Raw genomic sequence first — 21,028 nt, 5'->3', positions numbered from 1 at the left:
GTCACGGAGTGGCGGACGTGCCGGCCTTCCCCGTCGGGGTCCACTTGTCGGCGAAGGAGGGGTTCTCCTCAAGCCAGGCGCGCACGGCTTGCTGCTCCTTGCCCTTGCCGGTCTCCTGGATCTCCGCTTCGAGGCCGGTCAGCTGGGCTTCGGTCATCGAGAAGTCCTTGAGCCACTTCCCGACCTCCGGGTTGTCCTCGGAGAACCCCTTGCGGGCCAGGGTGTGCACACCGTCGCCCTTGCCCCAGGTCCCCTTGGGGTCCTTGAGCTTCTTCAGGTCGAAGGTGCTGTACGCCCAGTGGGGCGACCACAGGGTCGTGACGATGGGCTCCTTCTTGTCGTAGGCGCGCTTCAGTTCGGCGAGCATGCCCGGCGTGGAACCGTCCACGACCTGGTACTCGCCTTCCAGGCCGTACTCCTTGAGGACCTTGTCCTTGAGGATGGCCATCATTCCGGCGCTCGGCTCGATACCGACGATCCGTCCCTTGAACTGGCCGGCCTTCCCCTTCAGGTCCGCCAGGGAGTCGACGCCCTTCACGTAGGACGGCACGGACAGCTCCAGCGACGTCGGCCCGTACCAGGAGCCCAGGTCCTCCAGCTTGTTCCGGTACTTCTCCCAGTACTGGGCGTGCGTGACGGGGAGCCACGCATCCGTCTGGAAGTCGATCTGACCACCGGCGAGACCGGTGTAGAGCGAGCCCGCCTCCAGCTGTTTGGTATCGACCTCGAAGCCGCGCCGCTCCAGCAGCTCCTTCCACAGGAACGTGGAGGCGATGCCCTCGTCCCAGGGGATGTACCCCAAGGAGATCTTCCTTCCGTCGCCGACCTTGCCCGCCGCGGAGGCACCGGACGTGGGCCCGCCGAACACTCCCACGGCGCCCGCGACGAGCGCGAGGACGACGACACCCGCGACGGCCACGACGGGCTGCGGGCGGTGGTTCCAGAGCTTCAGGCCACCGGCCGCGGTCTTCGCCTTGGCCAGCGCACGACGGCCCAGCGGCGAGACCTGGCGGCCCAGCGCCCCGGTCATCCGGTCCAGGTACATGGCCAGGATGACGATGGAGATGCCCGCCTCGAAGCCGAGGCCGATGTCGACGTTGCCGATGGCGCGGTAGACGGCGCCACCGAGACCGCCACCGCCGACCATGCCGGCGATGACCACCATGGACAGGCCCAGCATGATGACCTGGTTGATGCCGGCCATGATGGTGGGAAGCGCCAGCGGCAGCTGGACGCGGACCAGGGTGTTGCGCGGGGTGGTGCCGAAGGCCTCGGCCGCCTCCACCAGCTCGTCGTCCACCTGACGGATGCCGAGTTCCGTCATGCGGACGCCCGGCGGCAAGGCGAAGACGATGGTCGCGATGATGCCGGGCACGACGCCGACCCCGAAGAAGATGATGCCGGGGATCAGGTACACCATGGCCGGCATCGTCTGCATGAAGTCGAGGACGGGCCTGGTGACGGCGCTGACCGCCTGGGAGCGGGACGCCCAGATGCCCAGCGGCACCGCGATCACGAGGGTGACGATCGTCGCGACGAGCACGAGCGAGAGGGTCGACATGGCGTCGCCCCACAGCTCGATGGAGTCGATCAAGGCAAATCCCCCGAACGCCAGTACGCCCGCGAGCAGCCCGCGGAGCCACCAGGCGACGATGGCGAGGACGCCCGCGAAGAGCAGCGGCTCGGGCGCGGAGAGCACCGCGTCGATGCCGTCGTACATACCGGTGACGACGGAACTGATGACGTCGAACAGCCAGGAGAGGTGGGACTGGAGCCAGTCGACTCCGCTGTCGACCCAGTCGCCGAGGTGGAGCCTAGGCATGGGTGGTCACCGCCTTCGTCTCCTCACCCGTCCGGGGCACGCAGGCCACCGGCCCGCCCGGCTCGTCCCCGACGAAGCCGATCAGCCTGGACTGCGGTACGACGCCGACGACCCTGCCGTCGGTGTCCTTCACGACCACCGGATGCGGAACGCGTGCACTGACGGCGCACAGCTCCGCGACGAAGGTGTCGGGAGTGACGGTTTCGCAGCCGCATTCGTGCGCACCGGGCCCCTCGGGCCCGGTCATCACGGCCTCGGCGGTGAGCACGCGGGAGCGGTCCACGTCCTGGATGAACGAGGCCACGTAGTCGTCGGAGGGACGCACGAGGATGTCCTCGGCGGTGCCGAGCTGCACGATGCGCCCGTCGCGCATCACCGCGATCCGGTCGCCGAGCCGCATCGCCTCGTTGAGGTCGTGGGTGATGAAGACGATCGTCTTCTTCAGCCGCTTCTGCAGCTCGAGCAGTTGGTCCTGCATGTCGCGGCGGATCAGCGGGTCGAGGGCGCTGAAGGACTCGTCCATCAGCAACAGATCCGCGTCGGTGGCGAGCGCGCGGGCGAGGCCCACGCGCTGCTGCATGCCGCCGGAGAGCTCGTCGGGCCAGGACTGCTCCCAGCCGGCCAGGCCGACCAGATCCAGGGCCTCGGCGGCGCGCTCCTCCCGCACGGCACGGGCGACGCCCTGGACCTCGAGCCCGTAGGCCGCGTTCTCCAGCACGTTGCGGTGGGGGAACAGCGCGAAGTGCTGGAAGACCATGCTGATCCGGTGGGCGCGCACCTGGCGGAGGTCACGCGCACTCAGGGCGGTGAGGTCCTGACCGTCGAACAGGACGCGTCCGGCCGTCGGCTCCAGCAAGCCGTTGAGCATGCGCAACAACGTGGACTTACCGGAACCGGAAAGACCCATGACGACGAAGATCTGGCCGGGCTCGACACCGAACGAGGCGTCGATCACCGCTGCGGTCGTCCCGTCCGCACGCAGCTCGTCGCGGCTCGCTCCGCTTTCGAGCCTGCTCACCGCCTCATCGGATCGTCCACCGAACACCTTGTACACGTGTTCGGCCTGAAGCCTGGACACATACACCTCACGCGTTGAACCGAAAAACGGCCCGCGCCCCCGCCGACGGACCGTGGAGCGGACGGGTTCGGCCCGCTTCCCCCGGTTTGCCCGAATTAGGCAGACATGGGGGCCCGCTCCGGGATCGCGTCTGCCCCGACACCTCCGGACACAAACGCACACGTGACCCAACTCACGCACACCACCATCCGGCGACGGCGACCCGGCCGATGTCGGTGGGGTGCGGCATCATGCGGAACGTGACCCGACGACTGATGCTGCTCGACACCGCTTCCCTCTACTTCCGCGCCTACTTCGGGGTACCGGATTCCGTGCGCGCCCCGGACGGTACGCCGGTCAACGCGGTGCGCGGACTGCTGGAATTCATCACCCGGCTCATCCAGGACCACCGCCCCGACGAGCTGGTCGCCTGCATGGACGCGGACTGGCGACCGCACTGGCGGGTCGAGTTGATCCCGTCGTACAAGGCGCACCGGGTGGCGGTCGAGACCGACGCGGGCCCGGACGAGGAGGAGGTCCCTGACACGCTCTCCCCGCAGGTCCCGATCATCGAGGACGTACTGGACGCGTTCGGCATCGCCCGGATCGGGGTCGCGGGGTACGAAGCGGACGACGTCATCGGCACCCTGGCGGGCAGGGCACCGGGCCCGGTGGACATCGTCACGGGCGACCGGGACCTCTACCAACTGGTCGACGACGCCCGCGGGGTGCGCGTGCTCTACCCGCTGAAGGGCGTCGGCATGATGCAGACCACCGACGAGGCCGTGCTCCGGGAGAAGTACGGGGTGGACGGCCCCGGCTACGCCGATCTGGCACTGCTGCGCGGGGACCCGAGCGACGGACTGCCGGGGGTGCCCGGGATCGGCGAGAAGACGGCCGCGAAGCTGCTGGACGCATTCGGCGACCTCGCCGGGATCATGGCGGCCGTCGACGATCCGGCGTCCAAGCTGACCCCGTCGCAGCGCAAGCGGCTGGACGACTCGCGCGCCTACGTGGCCGTCGCCCCCAAGGTCGTACGGGTCGCCGGGGACGTGCCGCTCCCCGCGTTCGACCCCGCCCTGCCGAAGCAACCGCGCGATCCGGGCCGACTGGAGGAGCTGGCACTGCACTGGGGCCTGGGGCGCGCCGTCCACCGGCTCCAGGTGGAACTCGGCGCCGCGGGATCCACCCCCTGAGTGTTAGCTTAGGCAAGCCTAAGCAGTCACACACAGGGGAGATCGTCATGGCGGAGACACCGGCCCGCAGGGCACCACAGGTCCATCAGGCACGGGTCCTGCGCACGGAGCGGCTCACTCCGCACATGGTGCGCCTCGTCATGGGCGGTGACGGGCTCTCCGCCTTCGCCACGGACGGGTTCACCGATCACTACGTCAAGATCGTCTTCCCGGTGCCCGGAGTGACGTACCCCGAACCGTTCGACATGGCCCGCATCCGCGAGGAGCTCCCGCGCGAGCAGTGGCCCAGCAACCGCACCTACACGGTGCGGGCGTGGGACCCGGTCCACCGCGAGCTGGTGATCGACTTCGTGGTGCACGGCGACGAAGGCCTCGCGGGACCCTGGGCCGCCCGGGTACAGCCGGGCGAAACGGTGTGGCTGATCGGCCCCGGCGGCGGATACGCACCCGCCCCCGAGGCGGACTGGCACCTCCTGGTGGGCGACGAGAGCGCGCTTCCCGCGATTGCGGCGTCGCTGGAGCAGATGCGGCCCGGCGCGGCCGTCCACGCCTTCGTGGAGGTGGCCGGCCCCGAAGAGGAACAGAAGATCGCGACTCCGGACGGCATCACCGTCGCCTGGCTGCACCGCGGTGACCAGCCGGTCGGCGCGGCCCTGGTCGCCGCCGTCCGTGCACTGGCGTTCCCCGAGGGCGCCGTACACGCCTTCGTCCACGGCGAGGCGGGCGTGGTGAAGGAGCTGCGCCGCCATCTGCGGGTGGAGCGCGGCGTTCCGCTGGAGCGGCTCTCCATCTCGGGCTACTGGCGGCTCGGCAAGTCCGACGAGGCGTGGCGCGCGATCAAGCGCGAGTGGAACGCAGAGGTGGAGCGCGAGCAGGAGGCGCAGGGCTGATCCGCTCGGAGTGGCCGGCCCGCACCCGGGCCGGCCGCCCACCTCCACCCGGGCTCCGCCTGCGGGTCCGCTCGACCCCCGGCACCAGCATCCCCCGCTGGGCGAACGGTAACTCCCCACGTTGCAGCAGCTGTTCCCGCGTCGAACCGGTGGTCTGCGCCGGCACCGCTCCCCCGCACCCGACGGCCCCCCGCCGCCCGCCGGAGAACCGCGCGAAAAAATATGCTCCGCACAGCAGTCAAGGCACGCTCCGGCTCCGTATATGGGAAGGAGCCAGGGCGAGGGGAGAGCGCGTGAGGGAAGCCGTACACATCACCGGAGCACCGCCGGCGGGTCCGGGGTTGGACGAGTTGCTCGTACGGGTCGCTCGCGGCGACCAGGAGGCCTTCTCCCGGGTGTACGACGCGGTGTGCGGACCCGTGCTCGGCGTGGTCCGCAGCGTGCTGCGCGACCCGGCCCAGTCGGAGGAGGTGACGCAGGAGGTGCTGGTCGAGCTGTGGCGCACGGCGGCGCGCTACCAACCCTCCCGCGGATCGGCCCTGACCTGGACCCTGACGCTCGCACACCGTCGCGCGGTGGACCGGGTGCGCTCCGTGCAGGCGGCCACCGAACGCGAGCAGAAGGCCGCCCGACTCGGCGGGACGCCGGCGTTCGACAACGTCGTGGAGCAGGTGGAGGCGCGGCTCGAACGGGAACAGGTGCGCCGCTGCCTGCGCACGCTGACCGAACTCCAGCGCCAGTCGGTGACGCTCGCCTACTACCGGGGGCTCGCCTACCGCGAGGTCGCGGAATTGCTGTCGGTACCGCTGGGCACGGTGAAGACCCGCATGCGCGACGGGCTGATACGGCTGCGCGACTGCCTGGGGGTGAACGCATGAGCACCGCAGGGAAGGGACCGGGACGGGACGCGGAGTTGCACACGCTGACGGGCGCGTACGCGCTGCACGCACTCGGGGACCGCGAACGCGCCCGGTTCGAGCGGCACATGGAGGTCTGCGCGGCATGCGCCCAGGAAGTACGGGAGCTGAGCGCCACGGCGGGACGCCTGGGACTCGCCGTCTCCGAGACGCCACCGCCCGGCATGAAGGCGCACGTGCTGGGACAGATCGCGGCGGTGCGGCAGGAACCGCCGAAGGTGGTGCTGCCGGAGACCCGCCTCCTGCAACCTCCGGGTCGCCGCGCCCGAGCGGCCGGCCGGCGCCGGCTCTCCGGGTTCGTCCTCGCCGCGTGCTTCGTGGCCGCGGCGACGCTCGGCGGCACCACGGTGTGGCAGCAGCGCGTCGCCGAGGAGGCCCGTACCGAGGCACGGGGCGCGGTACGGCAGGCCAGGGAACAGACCGAAGCGCTCGCGTCGGTATTGACGGCACCCGACGTGCGGACGACGAGCACCGCCCTGGGCCGGGGGGCGACGGGCACGGTCGCCCTCTCACACAGCCGGGACAAGGCGGTGTTCGTGGCGTCCGGACTGCCGGAACCGGCCGGCGGCAAGGTGTACCAGCTGTGGTTCGCCGACCACGGGACGATGCGACCGGCCGGCCTGCTGGGCTCGAAGGGGTCGGCGGAGGCACTGCTGATGGACGGTCCGGTGGGGCGGGCGACGGCCATGGGCGTCACGGTCGAACCGGCCGGCGGCTCGCCCTCGCCGACGTCCAAGCCGCTGGCACTGGTCAGTCTGCCGGGACAGAACGGCTAGCGGGTCAGGTCGTCGCGGCGTTCCCCAGCGTGCGCGGGTGGGCCGGGGACGGCCCTGGTCCGCTCCCGGCTCCGCCACGACGGAACACCGGCCGTGGCCGGCGGCGACGCACGGCTGTCGTCCCGGCTCGGCGCGCCACGGCCGGGGCTCGGCGCCCCGGGGTCCGCACGGACATGGGTCCGCGGTGCGCCGGTCGTGCGTGACCCCTCCGCGCCGCTGCCCTACCGGGTAGCCCTACGGGCGGCCGAACTGGCGTCCCTGGTCGAGGATCTGACCCTCTGACCGGCCCGGGCGCGACACCGGTCGGCCGCCCCCGTCTCCTTGCCGGCGAGGAGTGTCTCCACGTCGGCATGCGGACGGGCCCGTCACGGTGGGGTGCCGGGGGCACGTGCGCCGTCCGGATCCATCGGGCCTGCGTCGTCGGGCCACGGGCGCCGTGCGCGCAGGCCGTGCGCATTGCCCGCCGGTGGGGCACTCAGCCGACCGAGCTGTACGCGACGACACCCCTGAGCAGCGCGTCCACGGCCTTGCGGGCGTTGCGGGCCACCGTGGATCCCTCGGGAGGAGCGGCGGCCGAGATCTGCCCCAGCACGTCGATGACCTGCTTGCACCAGCGCACGAAGTCCCCGGCGGGCATCTCCGCCTCGCGCAGGACCTCGTCGAGGCCCTTGCCCGACGCCCACTGGTACGCGACCCAGGCGAATCCGAGGTCCGGCTCGCGTTGTCCCACGCCTTCCGCCTGGTTGATGCGGAACTCCTCCTCCAGGGCGTCGAGCCGGCCCCAGATGCGCACCATCTCACCGAGGGCGGCCTTCGCCTTCCCCGACGGGAGCTTCGGCGCGACCGCGTCGTCGGCCTGCCTCGCCTCGTACACCAACGCGGATACGCAGGCAGCCAGTTCGGCCGGGCTGAGACCCTCCCACACTCCGTCGCGCAAGCACTCGCTCGCCAACAGGTCCAACTCGCCGTAGAGCCGCGCGAGCCGCTTGCCGTGCTCGGTGACCTCGTCACCGCGGAGGTAGTCCATCTCGGTCAGCAGCGCGACGATGCGGTCGAAGGTGCGGGCGATCGTGTTCGTCCGGCCTTCGATACGACGCTCCAACTGGCGGGTGTCGCGCTGCAGCCGGTGGTAGCGCTCGGCCCAACGGGCGTGGTCCTCCCGCTCGTCACAACCGTGGCAGGGGTGCGCTCGCAACTCCTTGCGGAGCCCGGCGATCTCTCGGTCGTCCGCAGCGGAGGACCGCGGCTTGCGGTGCCGCTCGGGCACGATGTGACCCGCCTTCGTCCGCAGCGCGGACGCGAGGTCACGACGTGACTGCGGGGAACGGGGGTTGAAGGACTTGGGGATCCTCATACGCTCCAAGGGCTCGACCGGCACCGGGAAGTCGATCGACGCGAGTCGCTTCACCTGACGCTCGGCGGTCAGCACCAGCGGACGGGGGCCGTCGTGGTACTCGTACCCGCCGCGGTGACCGCCCGCCCGGCCGGCCGGCAGTCCCGGGTCGAGCACCAGCGCCAGGCCGGCGAACTTGCCGGTCGGCACGTGGATGACATCGCCCGGCTTGAGCTTTTCCAGCGAGTCCGCGGCGGCGGCACGACGCTGCGCGGCGCCCTGCTTGGCCAGCTCGGTTTCGCGGTCCTTGAGGTCGCGGCGCAGCCCCGCGTACTCCTCGAAGTCACCGAGGTGGCACGTCATGCCCTCGCGGTAACCCGTGAGTCCCTCCTCGTTGCGCTGCACCTGCCGCGAAATGCCCACGACCGACTTGTCGGCCTGGAACTGGGCGAAGGACGTCTCCAGCAACTCGCGCGAGCGGTGCCGCCCGAACTGCGAAACCAGGTTCACGGCCATGTTGTACGACGGTCTGAAGCTGGAGCGGAGCGGGTACGTCCGCGTCCCGGCGAGGCCCGCGAGCGCTCCCGGGTCCATTCCGCGCTGCCACAGCACGACCGCGTGGCCCTCGACGTCGATGCCCCGCCGGCCGGCCCGACCGGTCAACTGCGTGTACTCGCCGGGGGTGATGTCGGCGTGCTGCTCGCCGTTCCACTTGACGAGCTTCTCCAGGACCACCGACCTGGCCGGCATGTTGATGCCGAGCGCGAGGGTCTCGGTGGCGAAGACGGCCTTCACCAGCCCCCGGACGAAGAGCTCCTCCACGACCTCCTTGAAGGTCGGGAGCATGCCGGCGTGATGGGCGGCTATGCCGCGCTCCAGACCCTCCAGCCACTCGTAGTAGCCGAGGACATGCAGGTCCTCACCCGGGATGGTGGCCGTGCGCTCCTCGACGAGCGTGCGGACCCGCTGGCGTGCTTCCTCGTCGTTGAGCCGGAGACCGGCGTACAGGCACTGCTGTACGGCGGCTTCGCAGGCGGCCCGGCTGAAGATGAAGGTGATCGCGGGCAGCAGCCCTTCCGCGTCGAGCCGCTCGATGACCTCGGGGCGGCCGGGCGTCCAGATGCGGCTGCGCTGACGGCGCTCCCGCTCGCGGTCGGCCTCGCGCACCACCTTGCCCCGGCGGCGGTCGCGGGGGTTGTACGTCCGGGAGTTCTCCATGCGGGCCAGCCGGACCAGATCGGGGTTGACCTCGCGCCGGGCGGCACCGCGTCCGCCGTGGTCGGTCTCCTCCTCGAACAGGTCGTACATCCGGCGCCCGGCGAGGACGTGCTGCCACAGCGGGACGGGCCGGGACTCGGAGACGATCACTTCGGTGTCGCCACGCACCGTGTCCAACCAGTCACCGAACTCCTCCGCGTTGGAGACGGTGGCGGACAGGGACACCAAGGTCACGGACTCCGGGAGGTGGATGATCACTTCCTCCCAGACGGCTCCGCGAAAGCGGTCCGAGAGGTAGTGCACCTCGTCCATGACCACGTACCCGAGGCCGCGCAACGATTGCGAGCCGGCGTACAGCATGTTCCGCAGGACCTCGGTGGTCATCACGACGACCGGCGCCTCGGAATTGACGCTGTTGTCGCCCGTGAGCAGTCCGACCTTCTCCGGACCGTACCGCTTCACGAGGTCCGAGTACTTCTGGTTGGACAGCGCCTTGATCGGGGTCGTGTAGAAGCACTTGCGCCCCTGCGTCAGCGCGAGGTGCACGGCGAACTCGCCCACGATGGTCTTGCCCGACCCGGTTGGCGCCGCGACGAGCACGCCCTTGCCGGCCTCCAGGGCGCGGCAGGCCTCGACCTGGAAGGGGTCCAGATCGAACTCGTACATGTCGCGGAAGGGGGCGAACGCGGTGGCCTGCTCGGCGGCGCGGATCCGGGCAGCGGCGTAGCGCTCAGCTGGGGAGAGGTCCTGTGTCATCTTGCTGTCGAGACTACCCGCCCCCTCTGACAAGGGGCGCGATCTTTGTTCAACGGAGCGCCAGTGGCCGGGGCGTGCAGGTCGCCGGCCACTGGCGCTCCGTCACCTACGGGAACCCGCCGTGGGCTCCCGTCCGCCCCTCAGCGGCACCCGCCGTCAGTACGGTCCCCGGGACCGTGCCGTGAGCGCCCCGCCACGTGATCAGGTGATGTCGTCGTAGCCGTTGATCCGGTCCCGATCGGGCCCACTCGCCTGCTCGGGCAGTACCCGTGCGGCGGGGATCGTCTCGACGGAGCCGATGTCCTCGGGCGTGAGGTCCAGCTTCGAGGCCTCGTCGTCGCCCAGGCCCGCGTCCGGGTTCCGCCGCCCGCGACGTGCGTCGTTGGCGAGGGAGAGGCCGACGGCCAGGAAGTACAGCACGGCGAGCGGCCCGGTCAGCAGCAGCATGGAGATCGGGTCGCCACCGGGGGTGGCGATGGCCGCGAAGGCGGTGAGCCCGACGATCATCCCGCGCCACCAGCCGAGCATCCGTCGTCCGCTGAGCACGCCGGTCAGGTTGAGCAGGATGAGCAAGAGCGGCAGCTCGAACGCGAGGCCGAAGACGATCACCATGCGGGTGATCAAGTCCAGGTAGTCGTCGAGCGGCAAGAGGTTCTTCGCGCCTTCCGGCGTGAAGCCGAGCATGATCTCCGCCGTCTGCGGGAGGATCGTGTACGCCAGGTAGGCGCCGCCGAGGAAGAGCGGGACGCCGGCGGCCACGAAGCTCAGTGCGTAGCGCTTCTCGTGCGCGTGCAGGCCCGGGGCGACGAACGCCCACAGCTGGTAGAGCCAGATCGGGGAGGACGCCAGCACACCCGCCGTCAGCGCCACCTTGAGCGCGATGGTGAACGGGGAGAGCAGGCCCTGGGTGGTCATCTCGGCGCAGGGCCTGCCGTTGCGCATGACCTCTGCGCCGTCGACGCAACCGACCGACTCCAGGATCGGCTGCATCAGAAAGTGGAAGATTTCCTTCTGGAAGAAGGCGGCGGCGACCGTGACCACGGCGATGGCCAGGACCGACTTCAGCAGCCTGTTGCGCAGCTCACGCAGGTGCTCGCCGAGAGACATCCGCCCCTCGGCGTCCTTCTCCTGCTTGCGGGCAGACTTGAGCAACCCACTTCCTCGTCTCGTACGAAAAACCGTCGGGGAACCAGGTCAGCTCTGCGTCGTGCGGTTCGGCTCCGAGACCGGACGGCTGCTGGTCACGTCACCGGGCGCGGCTTGGATCGTACGGGGGGCGGCGTCCTGCTGCGCCGTCTGCCCGTTGGGCGTCCCGGAACCGGCAGCCGGCTCGTCGTCCTTCTTCATCGCCTTGGCCTCGCTCTTCAGGATGCGAGCGGACTTGCCGAGGGAACGGGCCATGTCGGGCAGCTTCTTGGCACCGAACAGCAACAGGATCACCACGATGATCAGAAGGATCTCAAGGGGCTTCAGATTGCCGATCATGTGCGACTTCCTTCTCACTGAGGCGGCTGTGGGGCGGGCTGCTCTGTCGGTCGGACAGGCGTCCGATCACCAGCTTGAATGCGATCGTAACCCGCCGGAGTAAACGCAGGGCAATGCCGGAGCGTACTCACGATTGCGGCCCGTACGTCACTGTCTGGGCCGTTACCCGCAGGGTACCCCTCGGGCCACGACGACAGGAGACCGCGCTCTCCGCGCGGTGCGCTACCGCAGCGCCTCGCCGGTGCGCGCCAGGTCGGCAGCCGCCCGCTCCAAGTCCTCCGCGGCGCGGTTGACCCGGTCCGTGGTCCTGGCCACCTGGCGGCCGAGTCGCTCGGCCTCCAGGAAGACCCGGATCCCGAGGACGCCGAGGACGGCGATGCCCAGAAATCCCAGGGCGATGGCGAGCATGGGCCAGAGCATGGTGCGAGCCTTCGGGTCAGAGGGAGTGGAGGCGCAGCGTCCGCACACCGCCGCCCGTGAGGAGCTCCACGATCCGCTCCCCGGCGGGCTTGCGGACGGCGGCCCCGCACTCCGGGCAGGTGAAGGAGTAGAACGTGGTGCGCCTGCTCGCCCCGATCGCCAGGCGCAGGGCGTTCGCCGACAGCTCGAAGCGGGCGCGGCAGTCCGGGCAGGCGGCCTTGAACAGCACGGGGACCGTGGACAGCGGTGTACCGGTCACCATCGATGCGCCCCCGGTATGTCTCGGATCGCGGTCATCGCCTGGGTGCTCCCCATCGTCGTCAGTCCTGGCCGTCGTACGCGGCGAGCGCCTCACGCGCCGCCTGCCGTGCGTTTTCCGCGAGGTCCTGGGGTGCGACGATGCGACCGTCGCGGCCGAGTCGCAGCGCGAGCCGCCGCAGGGACGCGGGGTCGGGCGTGCGAAGGGTGATGCGCAGGCCGCCGTCGGGCAGCTCCTGCGCACTGTCGTGCGGGTAGTACTCGGCGACCCAGCGGCCGCCGGGCCCCACCTCGACCACGACCTGCGGATCCCCCGCCGAGGGCTGCACCAGCCCCTCCGACAGATCGCGCAGCTCGATCTCCGGCGGCGCGGACGGTTCGTCCAGCAGCTGGATCTCGGCCACCCGGTCGAGACGGAAGGTACGGCGCGCCTCGCTGAGGTAGCACCACGCCTCCATGTACGTGTGGCCCACGGCGAACAGCCGGATCGGGTCGACCTCACGCTCGGTGAGCTCGTCCCGTGCCGGGGAGTAGTAGCGCAGCCACAGTCTGCGGCGCTCGGAGATCGCCCGGTCCACCTCGGCGAAGACCCCGCCCTCGGACTCGAAGGTGACCGACAGGCGGGCGCTGGCGCCCGCCGCCTCGCCGGCGGCCGCCTCCAGCTTGGCGGTGGCCCGCAGCAGGGCCTCCCGGTCGCCCTTGCGCAGCCCCGGCAGGGTGGCGACGGCACGTGCCGCGACGAGCAGCGCCGTCGCCTCGTCGGCCGCGAGCCGGAGCGGCTCGGCGACGTCATCGGGGTTGTGCCACCAGATGCGGTCGCCGTCGGTGTCGATGTCGAGCAGGTCGCCGCCGCGGAAACTGGTCCCGCACATGGGCAGCACGTCGAGGTCGGAGATCAGCTCGTCCTCGGTGATCCCGAAGGCGCGGGCGACGTCCCCCACGCGCGCACCGGGGCGCTCACGCAGATAGGTCACCAGCGAAAGCATCCGCCGGGTCTGGTCGATGGCGTTCGCGGCCATGGTCCTCCGCATCCCCTCAGCCCTTGGCCACGGCACGCAGCCGGTCCACCACGTCGGCCCGCAGGTCGGCGGGCTCCAGCACCACGACGTCCGGGCCGAACTCGACGAGCCAGGCATCGAGGCCGTGGCCGTACGGAATCTCCAACTCGTCCCAGCCGTCGCCGAGTTCCCGGACGGCGGAGGCGCGGGCGCGGAGCGGGTAGCCGGCTCCCGACCTGAGCCTGATCAACGCCGAACGGGTCGCGGTCTCCCCCGCCCAGCTCTCCACGGTCTCCCGCACGGTCACCACGTCGGGCACCGGCGCGGTGAAGCTTCCCGCGCGGGACCGGACCTTGCCCGTGATCCTCGAGAGCCGGAAGACGCGTTCGGCCCCCCGGTCACGGTCCCAGCCGGCGAGGTACCAGTGTCCGCGCCAGCACTCCAGCGTCCACGGCTCCACGTGGCGGGTCTCCGGGCGCACGGCATTCGACTTGCGGTAGTCGAAGGTGACGGGCCGACGGTCCCGGCAGGCGAGCATCAGCGGCTCGAATGCGGCTTCGTGGACGGGGATGCGCGGTTCGAGAGCGCTCTGCTGCGTTTCGAACGCGTCCTCGGCTTCGGGCATGCCGGCCGCCCGCAGCTTCTGCAGCGCGCCGCTCGCGGCCCCGGCCAGCCGGGCCGACTGCCACACCTTGGCGGCGAGTCCGAGCGCGGCGGCCTCCTCGGCGTCGAGGGTGATGGGCGGCAGCCGGTTGGAGTCGCGGCGGGCCAGGTAGCCCGTCTCGCCCTCGATGTTCTCCACGGTTGCGATGACCAGGCCGAGTTCCCGCAGATCGTCCTTGTCGCGCTCGAACATCCGGTTGAAGGAGTCGTCCGAGCTCGCTTCCAGGTAGGCCTCGATGGAGCCGCGCAGCTCCCGCTTGCTGAGCGGCCGCCGTGTCCCGAGCAGACACAGCGCCAGGTTCATCAGCCGCTCGGCCTTGGCAATCGCCATCGACGACCTTCCCGCCCTTCCCTCGCAGTCCTTCTGGTCGTCGAACCTACCGCTACGGCGTGTCAGGACAAAAGCGCGGGGCCCGCGCCCCCCACTGGAGGAACCCCCGGACGCAGTCCGGGGGAGCACGGGCCCCGTTCCGACCGGTTGCGATCAGATGGCGACCAGGTCGCAGACGAAGATCAGCGTCTCGCCCGGCTTGATCCGGCCGCCACCGGCGCCGCGGTCGCCGTACGCGAGGTGCGCCGGGATGGTCAGCTGGCGGCGCCCGCCGACCTTCATGCCCTGCACGCCCTTGTCCCAGCCCGGAATGACCTGGCCGACACCAAGCTGGAACTGCAGCGGAGTGCCGCGGTTCCAGGACGCGTCGAACTCCTCGCCGGTCGAGAAGGCCACACCCACGTAGTGGACGGAGACGGTGTCGCCCGCCTTGGCCTCGCGACCGTCGCCCTCCCAGATGTCCTTGATCTCCAGGTCGGCCGGCGGCTCGCCGCCCGGGAAGTCGATCTCGGGCTTGTCGATGCTCACGTGTTGCTCCTTGCGTTCCTTGTGCGAGTCAACCGGGACAGTCTTACAGAACCGCGAGGATGTCGACGGAGAAGACCAACGTGGACTTCGGCGGGATGGGGCCCTGACCCTGGTCGCCGTAGCCCATGTCCGGCGGCACGACGAGCAGCACCCTGCTGCCGACCTTCTTGCCCTCCAGGCCCTTCTGCCACCCAGGGATCACGTTGGCGAGCGGGAACGTCACCGGCGCGCCCTTGGAGTAGCTGCTGTCGAACTCCTTGCCGTCCTTCCACAGCACGCCCTTGTACTGAACGGAGACCGTGTCACCGGCCTTCACCACGGGGCCGGTGCCCTCGATGATGTAGTTCGAGACGAGCTTGGTCGGGGCCGGCTTCTTGGGCACCGTGACGGACGGGGCCTTGCCGTCCGTGTTCGTCCCCACCTTCGGCAGGTTGATGTTGTCCTGGGCGACCGGGGTCCCCTTGGCCGCCGTCGGGATGGTCACACCTTTGACGATGTCCATGACGAACACGAGCGTGGCGTTGGGCGGGATGTCGCCCTGGCCCTGCGCTCCGTAGCCGAGGGTCGGCGGGATCGACACCTCCAGGCGGCTGCCGACCTTCTGGCCGTCGAGCGCCTTCTGCCAGCCCTCGATGACACCGCCGCCACCGATGGTCACCGCGAACGGCTCGCCACGGTCGAAGCTGTTGTCGAAGGGCTTGTCCCCGTCCCACACCTGCCCGAGGTAGTCCACCTGGGCCTGGTCGCCCTTCTTGAGCTGCTGGCCCTTGCCCTCGCTGATGACCTTGATCTTGAGGTCCTTGGGCGGGTTGCCCTCGCCCTTGGCGAGGGTGGGCTTCTCCCCGAACTTCTCCCCCGCACTGATGGCGGGGAGTCCGTTCGAGGACGAGGCGGAATCGGAGGCCTTGTCGTCCCCGCACGCCACGGCGGTGAGCAGCAGCAGGGGGACGACGAGAAGGCCGGCAAGTCGGCGCACGTGTTCCTCAGATCTCAGACGGCACATCGGTCGCTCGACACTCTAGGCCGTGCCACGGGCCCCGCACGAGAACGTACGGGGCCCGTTCCACTCCTGCGGAAAGCTACATTCCGGCGATCAGCTTCTCCACGCGGTCGTCGACGGATCGGAAGGGGTCCTTGCACAACACGGTGCGCTGGGCCTGGTCATTGAGTTTGAGGTGCACCCAGTCGACCGTGAAGTCGCGCCGCTGCTCCTGGGCGCGGCGGATGAAGTCGCCGCGCAACCGCGCCCTGGTGGTCTGCGGGGGCACTGACTTGCCCTCGAAGATCTTCAGGTCGTTGCAGATCCGGGCGGCCTGGCCCTTCTTCTCCAGCAGGTAGTAGAGGCCCCGGCGGCGGTGGATGTCGTGGTAGGCGAGGTCTATCTGCGCGACCCGCGGATGGGACATCGTCATGTTGTGCTTCGCCCGGTACCGCTCGATGAGCTTGTACTTCATCACCCAGTCGATTTCGGTGGCGATCCGGTCGAGGTCCTCCTGCTCGACCGCGTCGAGTGTGCGACCCCACAGCTCCAGGACCTGGGCGACCGTGCCGGTGCGGATACCGCGGCGGTCGACGAAGTCGACGGCCTTTTCGTAGTACTCGCGCTGCACCTCCAGGGCCGATGCCTCGCGCCCGCTGGCCAGCCGCACCTTGCGCTGTCCCGTGATGTCGTGGCTGACCTCGCGGATGGCCCTGATCGGGTTCTCCAGGGTCAGGTCGCGCATGACCGTGCCCGCCTCGATCATGCGCAGGACCAGGTCGGTGGCACCGACCTTGAGCAGCATCGTCGTCTCGGACATGTTCGAGTCGCCGACGATGACGTGCAGGCGGCGGTAGCGCTCGGCGTCCGCGTGCGGTTCGTCCCGGGTGTTGATGATGGGCCGGGAGCGGGTCGTGGCGGAGCTGACGCCCTCCCAGATGTGCTCGGCGCGCTGGCTGACGCAGTACACCGCCCCGCGAGGCGTCTGCAGCACCTTGCCCGCACCACAGAGCAGCTGGCGGGTGACGAGGAACGGGATGAGGATGTCCGCGAGCCGGGAGAACTCTCCGTGGCGCGCGACGAGGTAGTTCTCGTGGCAGCCGTAGGAGTTTCCCGCCGAATCGGTGTTGTTCTTGAAGAGGTAGACGTCGCCCGCGATTCCCTCCTCGTGCAGGCGGCGTTCGGCATCGACGAGCAGGCCTTCGAGGATGCGCTCGCCCGCCTTGTCGTGCGTGACCAGTTCGGTCACGTTGTCGCACTCGGGCGTTGCGTATTCCGGATGCGAACCCACGTCGAGGTAGAGGCGGGCGCCGTTGCGCAGGAAGACGTTGCTGCTGCGGCCCCATGACACAACTCGGCGGAAGAGGTAGCGCGCCACTTCGTCAGGAGACAGTCGGCGCTGTCCCCTGAACGTGCACGTGACGCCGTACTCGTTCTCCAGCCCGAAAATGCGGCGGTCCATGAAGGAACATTACGCCCGATGGCCTGAGCTGAAACCGGGTTCGGCAGCACCGCTTCGATCATTTTCGTCCGTCGACGCGATATGAGCCCTGCGCACGGGAGCCGCGATGACCCGTCCGGTCGCCAGGAGCACCAGGAGCGCGGCCACCCCGCCGGCGGCGGCGACGGCGAAGCCCGCGGTGGTCCCGCCGAGTTCCACGGCCGGTCCTGCGGCGGCGGTACCGACGGCCGCCCCGACGCCGAACGTGGTCACCAGCCAGGAGAAGGCCTCGGTGACGGTGCCGGAGGGCGCGTGCCGGTCGACCACGATGAAGGCGCAGGCGATCGCCGGCGCCAGGAACACACCCGCGACGGCGGCCAGCGCCGTCATGGCCGGCACCCCGGGCGTGAGGACGAGCGGCAGGTAGCCCAGGGCGAGCAGGCCCACGATGGCGGTCAGCCGCCGCTCGGGTGCCCCGACCCACTGGCGCGCGCCGTAGCCGACGCCCCCGACGAGGGCGCCCAGACCGAGGGCGGCCATCAGCCAGCCGTACACGGACGCACGGCCGTGGTCGTCGGCGTAGGCGACGCCCGCGACCGTGATGGACCCGAGGGCGAGGCCGACGAAGAAGAACGAGCCGAGCAGTGCGAGCAGGCCGGGCGAGCGGAGGGCGCCGAGCCAGTGGGCCGCCCGGGGCGCGGAACGCCAGGCACGGGAAGGACCGGAGAGCACCACGGACAGCGCCCCCAGGACGCCGACGGCGTTGATGACGAGCAGCGCGGCACCGGGCGACCAGAGCCAGACGAGCAGCGTCACCAGCAACGGACCGACGGTGAACATCACTTCCTGGGCGACCGCGTCCATGGCGTAGGCGCGGTGCACCCGCTCCTCCTGTCGCCCGAGGACGCTGGGCCACAAGGCGCGCAGACCGCCTTCGAGGGGCGGTGTGAAGAACCCGGCGACGGCGACGGCCGCGTAGGCCGGCGGGAGGTGGCCGATGCCGACGACCGCGAACAGCGCCATGCCCAGCGCGGACACGACGGCTGCCGGGAGCTGGACGCGGGGCTGGCCGTGCAGGTCGACGGCCCGGCCGAGGAGCGGCTGGCCGACGGCGGTGGCCAGGCCGTAGACGGCTGCGAGGGCACCGGCCAGGGTGTAGCTGCCGCCCTGCGCACGGGTGAAGAGCACGATCGCGATGTGCGCGGTGGCATTGGGCAGGCGCCCCACGAGCGTGCCCGCGAGCAGCCTCGCCGCGTGCGGTGCCTTGAGGATGTCCGCGTAACCGGAGAGTCCGGCGCCCATCGATCCGCCTCGTTCGTTCGGCCCGCCACGGGCAGTTGTACGTATAACTAACTCAGTTATACGTACCATGTCTCCAGACCGCGAGTCCACTCCCGCGGTACGCGGAAACCCGACGCGGAGGCGAGTGTGCAAACCCGGGAGCCGGCCGGTGGTGCGCGGCCGACCAGCAGGGACGTCGCACGTGCGGCCGGGGTCTCACAGGCCACGGTGTCACTGGTGCTGGGCGACAAGTGGCAGGGGCGGGTGTCCGAGCGCACGGCGGGACTGGTGCGCGAGGCCGCGAAGGACCTGGGGTACCGACCGAACCTCGCCGCCCGCAACCTACGGCTGGGCCGGACCCGTACGGCGCTGCTCGTGGTGCCCGCACTGTCCAACGAGTTCTTCGCGCGCGTGTACGCGGGCGCGGCCGCCGTGGCCGCCGAACACGGCTTCGGGGTGGTCCTGTACCCCTCCCCCGAAGGCGTAGGACCGGCCAAGGACCCCTTCGCCTCCGCCCGCGCCGCGCTGGACGGGGTGATCGCCTCCTCGATGGCCGCCGGGGCGCTCGACGCGATCCGCGGCTCCGACCTGCCGCTCGTGATGCTCGACAGCGACCCGTCGGACCCCGTGTCCGCGGCCCAGGTGAACCTCGACATCGCCGACGGGATGCGGCAGGTGACGGACCATCTGCTCGGCCTGGGACACCGCGACTTCGTCCACCTCGCCTCGGCGGTTCCGTCCTGGACCTTCGAGGTACGGGCGCAAGCCCTGGGCGCGGCGTTGCGCGCGGTGCCGGGTGCGCGGTTGCGCACGGTCCCGACACCCCTCGACGTGGGCAGCGCCCGGGAGTCCGCCGAGCGCGCCCTGACCGCACCGGGCGCCCGCCCGACCGCCCTGGTCTGCGACGACGACGTCCTCGCGGCGGGTGCGTGCAAGGCCGTCCGCCGTCTCGGCCTGCGGGTCCCCGAAGACATCTCGGTGACCGGCTTCGACGACCTGGCCCTCGCTACGGCGCTGGAGCCGGAACTCACCACGGTCCGGCTGCCGGCGGAACGCATCGGCGAGACGGGAATGTCGGCGCTCCTCGCGGTGCTGGAAGGCCGCACCCCGACGCCGGGCGACCTCCCGGTGACCCTGGTCCCCCGGGGGACCACGGGACCCGTCGCGTCCTGACACCGGCCCGCGGCGGGAGCGGCCCTGCCACCCGGAGGACCCCGCGCGGCGCGTAGGGAGGGCGGGTGCCCCACGGTGGCCCGCGCGACGGGCCGGTGCGCCCCGGTTCCGCTGCGTGGATCGCAGGGGCTGCGTGCCGGTCCCACGGGGCGGCCGGCGTCACGACCCCGGTCAGCAGGTGCTCTCCCCGCTCGGCCTCCTGAATCGGGCCCGCGCCGTGCTGTCGGCTACGAACGGTTCGAGCCCCGCCACGGCCCGCACAGCGCGCCGGCACGGGCTCCGTGGCCTTTCCCGTGGCGCACCGCTACCGGCGGACGCGCCCGTCCGCTCGGCACCCGCCCCGGCCGGTGGACCGTCCCGCAGGGGAAGCGGGTGGCGGGCGGTCCGGCGCCGGGCGAACGGACGGCACGTCCGCCGGATTGCCCGGCGGACGGCACGGGAGACCGGCTGGCGCGCACGGCGGCCCTGGAAGCCGTGCGCGGCCGACCGGGCGACGACCTCGAGGGCGCCTCCCACCGGCCGGCACGCACCGGCTGAGCTGCACGCACCGGGCGCGCCGCTCCCGCACGGAAGCTGGACGGAGCACCAGCTGCACGGGCCCGCGGTCCCCGAAGGGTGCGACGGCCGACTCCCGCACACGTCTGCGCCCCGGTCCACCGACGCGCCCCGGTCGCAGTTCCGCGGAACGCGAGCGGTTACTTCTCCTCCGCCTCGTTCTCCTCCGTGTCGGACGGCACCTCCGTGGGCGTGGAGGCGGCGTCGTCGGCCTGGAGCAGCCGCGACAGCTGCCGTCCCACGATGCGCTTGAACTTGCGCTGCTGCGGGCGCGTGCGGTCCAGAACGGCGACCTCGAGCCGCTCGGCGGGGATCTCCCGCTCGCTACCGTTGGTGTCACGGGAGAGCGCCTGCACGGCGAGCTTCAACGCCTCGGCGAGCGACATCCCGTCCCTGTGCCGCTGGTCGAGGAAGCTGCTGATCTGCTCCGCATTACCGCCGACCGCGACCGAGCCGTGCTCGTCCACGATCGACCCGTCGTGCGGGAGGCGGTAGATCTGGTCGCCCTCGGGTGAGGTACCGACCTCGGCGACGACCAGCTCCACTTCGTAGGGCTTCTCGCCGGCGCTGGAGAAGATCGTGCCCAGCGTCTGCGCGTAGACGTTGGCCAACCCACGGGCCGTCACATCATCGCGGTCGTAGGTGTATCCACGCAGATCGGCGTAACGGACGCCGCCGATCCGGAGGTTCTCGTACTCGTTGTACTTTCCGGCCGCAGCGAAACCGATCCGGTCGTAGATCTCGCTGAACTTGTGCAGCGCCCGGGACGGGTTCTCACCGACGAAGACGATGCCGTCGGCGTACTGGAGGACGACCAGGCTGCGGCCGCGGGCGATGCCCTTGCGGGCGTACTCGGCCCGGTCGGCCATGGCCTGCTGGGGTGAGACGTAAAACGGCGTCGACACCGGCTATCCGTCCCTTTCTGTCAGTGGCGTGGGGGCACCGCCCTGC

The 21,028-nt window shown here is 70.7% G+C and carries 20 protein-coding genes; 6 read left to right on the top strand and 14 right to left on the bottom strand.

Features of this window, described 5'->3' with window-relative positions:
• Position 1 precedes the first annotated feature (1 nt).
• Positions 2-1,822, bottom strand: coding sequence for an ABC transporter permease/substrate binding protein (locus ACFXOM_RS11655; RefSeq protein WP_384936002.1), 1,821 nt, complete (start codon positions 1,820-1,822; stop codon positions 2-4).
• Positions 1,815-2,900, bottom strand: coding sequence for a glycine betaine/L-proline ABC transporter ATP-binding protein (locus tag ACFXOM_RS11650; RefSeq protein ID WP_384936005.1), 1,086 nt, complete (start codon positions 2,898-2,900; stop codon positions 1,815-1,817). Before ACFXOM_RS11650 ends, ACFXOM_RS11655 begins: the two co-directional genes overlap by 8 nt.
• A gap of 254 nt (positions 2,901-3,154) precedes the next feature.
• Here ACFXOM_RS11650 and ACFXOM_RS11645 point away from each other — a divergent pair, with 254 nt between their 5' ends.
• The 5 genes from ACFXOM_RS11645 to ACFXOM_RS11625 all read left to right on the top strand — a co-directional run bounded on the left by ACFXOM_RS11645 (position 3,155) and on the right by ACFXOM_RS11625 (position 6,940).
• Positions 3,155-4,075, top strand: a complete 921-nt coding sequence (locus ACFXOM_RS11645; RefSeq protein ID WP_384936255.1) for a 5'-3' exonuclease H3TH domain-containing protein — start codon at positions 3,155-3,157, stop codon at positions 4,073-4,075.
• 47 nt (positions 4,076-4,122) lie between these two features.
• Complete coding sequence (locus ACFXOM_RS11640; protein ID WP_384936008.1) at positions 4,123-4,965, top strand: siderophore-interacting protein; 843 nt, start codon at positions 4,123-4,125, stop codon at positions 4,963-4,965.
• 293 nt (positions 4,966-5,258) lie between these two features.
• Positions 5,259-5,843 carry a sigma-70 family RNA polymerase sigma factor gene (locus tag ACFXOM_RS11635; RefSeq protein WP_384936010.1) on the top strand — a complete coding sequence of 195 codons (585 nt, stop codon included), beginning with the start codon at positions 5,259-5,261 and terminating at the stop codon, positions 5,841-5,843.
• A complete protein-coding gene (locus ACFXOM_RS11630; RefSeq protein WP_384936012.1) occupies positions 5,840-6,658 on the top strand; it encodes an anti-sigma factor domain-containing protein in 819 nt (272 codons plus the stop codon). The genes ACFXOM_RS11635 and ACFXOM_RS11630 overlap by 4 nt, the downstream gene beginning before the upstream one ends.
• A gap of 93 nt (positions 6,659-6,751) precedes the next feature.
• Positions 6,752-6,940, top strand: coding sequence for a hypothetical protein (locus ACFXOM_RS11625; protein WP_384936015.1), 189 nt, complete (start codon positions 6,752-6,754; stop codon positions 6,938-6,940).
• A 193-nt stretch (positions 6,941-7,133) separates the two neighbouring features.
• On the opposite strand, the gene ACFXOM_RS11620 is transcribed toward ACFXOM_RS11625, so the two are convergent.
• The 11 genes from ACFXOM_RS11620 to ACFXOM_RS11570 form a co-directional block, all read right to left on the bottom strand.
• Positions 7,134-9,965: a DEAD/DEAH box helicase gene (locus ACFXOM_RS11620; protein WP_385037765.1), complete on the bottom strand. Its 2,832-nt coding sequence runs from the start codon at positions 9,963-9,965 to the stop codon at positions 7,134-7,136.
• Between the two features lie 201 nt (positions 9,966-10,166).
• On the bottom strand, positions 10,167-11,117 hold the full coding sequence (gene tatC, locus ACFXOM_RS11615) for a twin-arginine translocase subunit TatC (protein ID WP_384936020.1): 951 nt from the start codon (positions 11,115-11,117) through the stop codon (positions 10,167-10,169).
• Positions 11,118-11,159: 42 nt separating this feature from the next.
• On the bottom strand, positions 11,160-11,450 hold the full coding sequence (tatA, locus tag ACFXOM_RS11610) for a Sec-independent protein translocase subunit TatA (RefSeq protein ID WP_384936022.1): 291 nt from the start codon (positions 11,448-11,450) through the stop codon (positions 11,160-11,162).
• 222 nt (positions 11,451-11,672) lie between these two features.
• Complete coding sequence (locus ACFXOM_RS11605) at positions 11,673-11,870, bottom strand: hypothetical protein (RefSeq protein WP_384936025.1); 198 nt, start codon at positions 11,868-11,870, stop codon at positions 11,673-11,675.
• A 16-nt stretch (positions 11,871-11,886) separates the two neighbouring features.
• On the bottom strand, positions 11,887-12,132 hold the full coding sequence (locus ACFXOM_RS11600) for a hypothetical protein (RefSeq protein ID WP_384936027.1): 246 nt from the start codon (positions 12,130-12,132) through the stop codon (positions 11,887-11,889).
• A 58-nt stretch (positions 12,133-12,190) separates the two neighbouring features.
• Positions 12,191-13,147, bottom strand: a complete 957-nt coding sequence (locus ACFXOM_RS11595; protein ID WP_384936030.1) for a helix-turn-helix transcriptional regulator — start codon at positions 13,145-13,147, stop codon at positions 12,191-12,193.
• A gap of 16 nt (positions 13,148-13,163) precedes the next feature.
• Complete coding sequence (locus ACFXOM_RS11590; protein WP_384936032.1) at positions 13,164-14,120, bottom strand: helix-turn-helix transcriptional regulator; 957 nt, start codon at positions 14,118-14,120, stop codon at positions 13,164-13,166.
• A 153-nt stretch (positions 14,121-14,273) separates the two neighbouring features.
• Entirely contained in the window at positions 14,274-14,648 is a 375-nt protein-coding gene (locus ACFXOM_RS11585) for an FKBP-type peptidyl-prolyl cis-trans isomerase (protein WP_384936036.1), read from the bottom strand.
• A gap of 43 nt (positions 14,649-14,691) precedes the next feature.
• Positions 14,692-15,624: an FKBP-type peptidyl-prolyl cis-trans isomerase gene (locus ACFXOM_RS11580; RefSeq protein WP_385037762.1), complete on the bottom strand. Its 933-nt coding sequence runs from the start codon at positions 15,622-15,624 to the stop codon at positions 14,692-14,694.
• Positions 15,625-15,727: 103 nt separating this feature from the next.
• Entirely contained in the window at positions 15,728-17,089 is a 1,362-nt protein-coding gene (pafA, locus tag ACFXOM_RS11575; RefSeq protein WP_384936041.1) for a Pup--protein ligase, read from the bottom strand.
• Positions 17,090-17,098: 9 nt separating this feature from the next.
• The gene (locus tag ACFXOM_RS11570) at positions 17,099-18,370 is read right to left on the bottom strand and encodes an MFS transporter (protein ID WP_384936044.1); all 1,272 of its coding nucleotides are present in this window, start codon (positions 18,368-18,370) and stop codon (positions 17,099-17,101) included.
• 126 nt (positions 18,371-18,496) lie between these two features.
• Here ACFXOM_RS11570 and ACFXOM_RS11565 point away from each other — a divergent pair, with 126 nt between their 5' ends.
• Positions 18,497-19,522 (top strand): LacI family DNA-binding transcriptional regulator, encoded by a 1,026-nt coding sequence (locus ACFXOM_RS11565; RefSeq protein ID WP_384936046.1) that lies wholly within the window; start codon positions 18,497-18,499, stop codon positions 19,520-19,522.
• Between the two features lie 695 nt (positions 19,523-20,217).
• Here ACFXOM_RS11565 and prcA read toward each other — a convergent pair.
• Positions 20,218-20,982: a proteasome subunit alpha gene (gene prcA / locus ACFXOM_RS11560; protein ID WP_384936049.1), complete on the bottom strand. Its 765-nt coding sequence runs from the start codon at positions 20,980-20,982 to the stop codon at positions 20,218-20,220.
• Positions 20,983-21,028 lie beyond the last annotated feature (46 nt).

The organism is Streptomyces sp. NPDC059169 (genome assembly GCF_042755225.1).
In the GTDB taxonomy this organism is placed as follows: domain Bacteria; phylum Actinomycetota; class Actinomycetes; order Streptomycetales; family Streptomycetaceae; genus Streptomyces.
Note: the sequence above shows the minus strand (reverse complement) of the source record. Positions and strands in the feature narration are given on the sequence as shown.

What these genes read in the sequence shown, in the direction of transcription:
- ACFXOM_RS11655 (WP_384936002.1), bottom strand. Translation starts at nt 1,822, where the DNA reads ATGCCTAGGCTCCACCTCGGCGACTGGGTCGACAGCGGAGTCGACTGG.
- ACFXOM_RS11645 (WP_384936255.1), top strand. Translation starts at nt 3,155, where the DNA reads ATGCTGCTCGACACCGCTTCCCTCTACTTCCGCGCCTACTTCGGGGTA.
- ACFXOM_RS11640 (WP_384936008.1), top strand. Translation starts at nt 4,123, where the DNA reads ATGGCGGAGACACCGGCCCGCAGGGCACCACAGGTCCATCAGGCACGG.
- ACFXOM_RS11630 (WP_384936012.1), top strand. Translation starts at nt 5,840, where the DNA reads ATGAGCACCGCAGGGAAGGGACCGGGACGGGACGCGGAGTTGCACACG.
- ACFXOM_RS11620 (WP_385037765.1), bottom strand. Translation starts at nt 9,965, where the DNA reads ATGACACAGGACCTCTCCCCAGCTGAGCGCTACGCCGCTGCCCGGATC.
- tatA (WP_384936022.1), bottom strand. Translation starts at nt 11,450, where the DNA reads ATGATCGGCAATCTGAAGCCCCTTGAGATCCTTCTGATCATCGTGGTG.
- ACFXOM_RS11605 (WP_384936025.1), bottom strand. Translation starts at nt 11,870, where the DNA reads ATGCTCTGGCCCATGCTCGCCATCGCCCTGGGATTTCTGGGCATCGCC.
- ACFXOM_RS11600 (WP_384936027.1), bottom strand. Translation starts at nt 12,132, where the DNA reads ATGGTGACCGGTACACCGCTGTCCACGGTCCCCGTGCTGTTCAAGGCC.
- ACFXOM_RS11595 (WP_384936030.1), bottom strand. Translation starts at nt 13,147, where the DNA reads ATGGCCGCGAACGCCATCGACCAGACCCGGCGGATGCTTTCGCTGGTG.
- ACFXOM_RS11590 (WP_384936032.1), bottom strand. Translation starts at nt 14,120, where the DNA reads ATGGCGATTGCCAAGGCCGAGCGGCTGATGAACCTGGCGCTGTGTCTG.
- pafA (WP_384936041.1), bottom strand. Translation starts at nt 17,089, where the DNA reads ATGGACCGCCGCATTTTCGGGCTGGAGAACGAGTACGGCGTCACGTGC.
- ACFXOM_RS11570 (WP_384936044.1), bottom strand. Translation starts at nt 18,370, where the DNA reads ATGGGCGCCGGACTCTCCGGTTACGCGGACATCCTCAAGGCACCGCAC.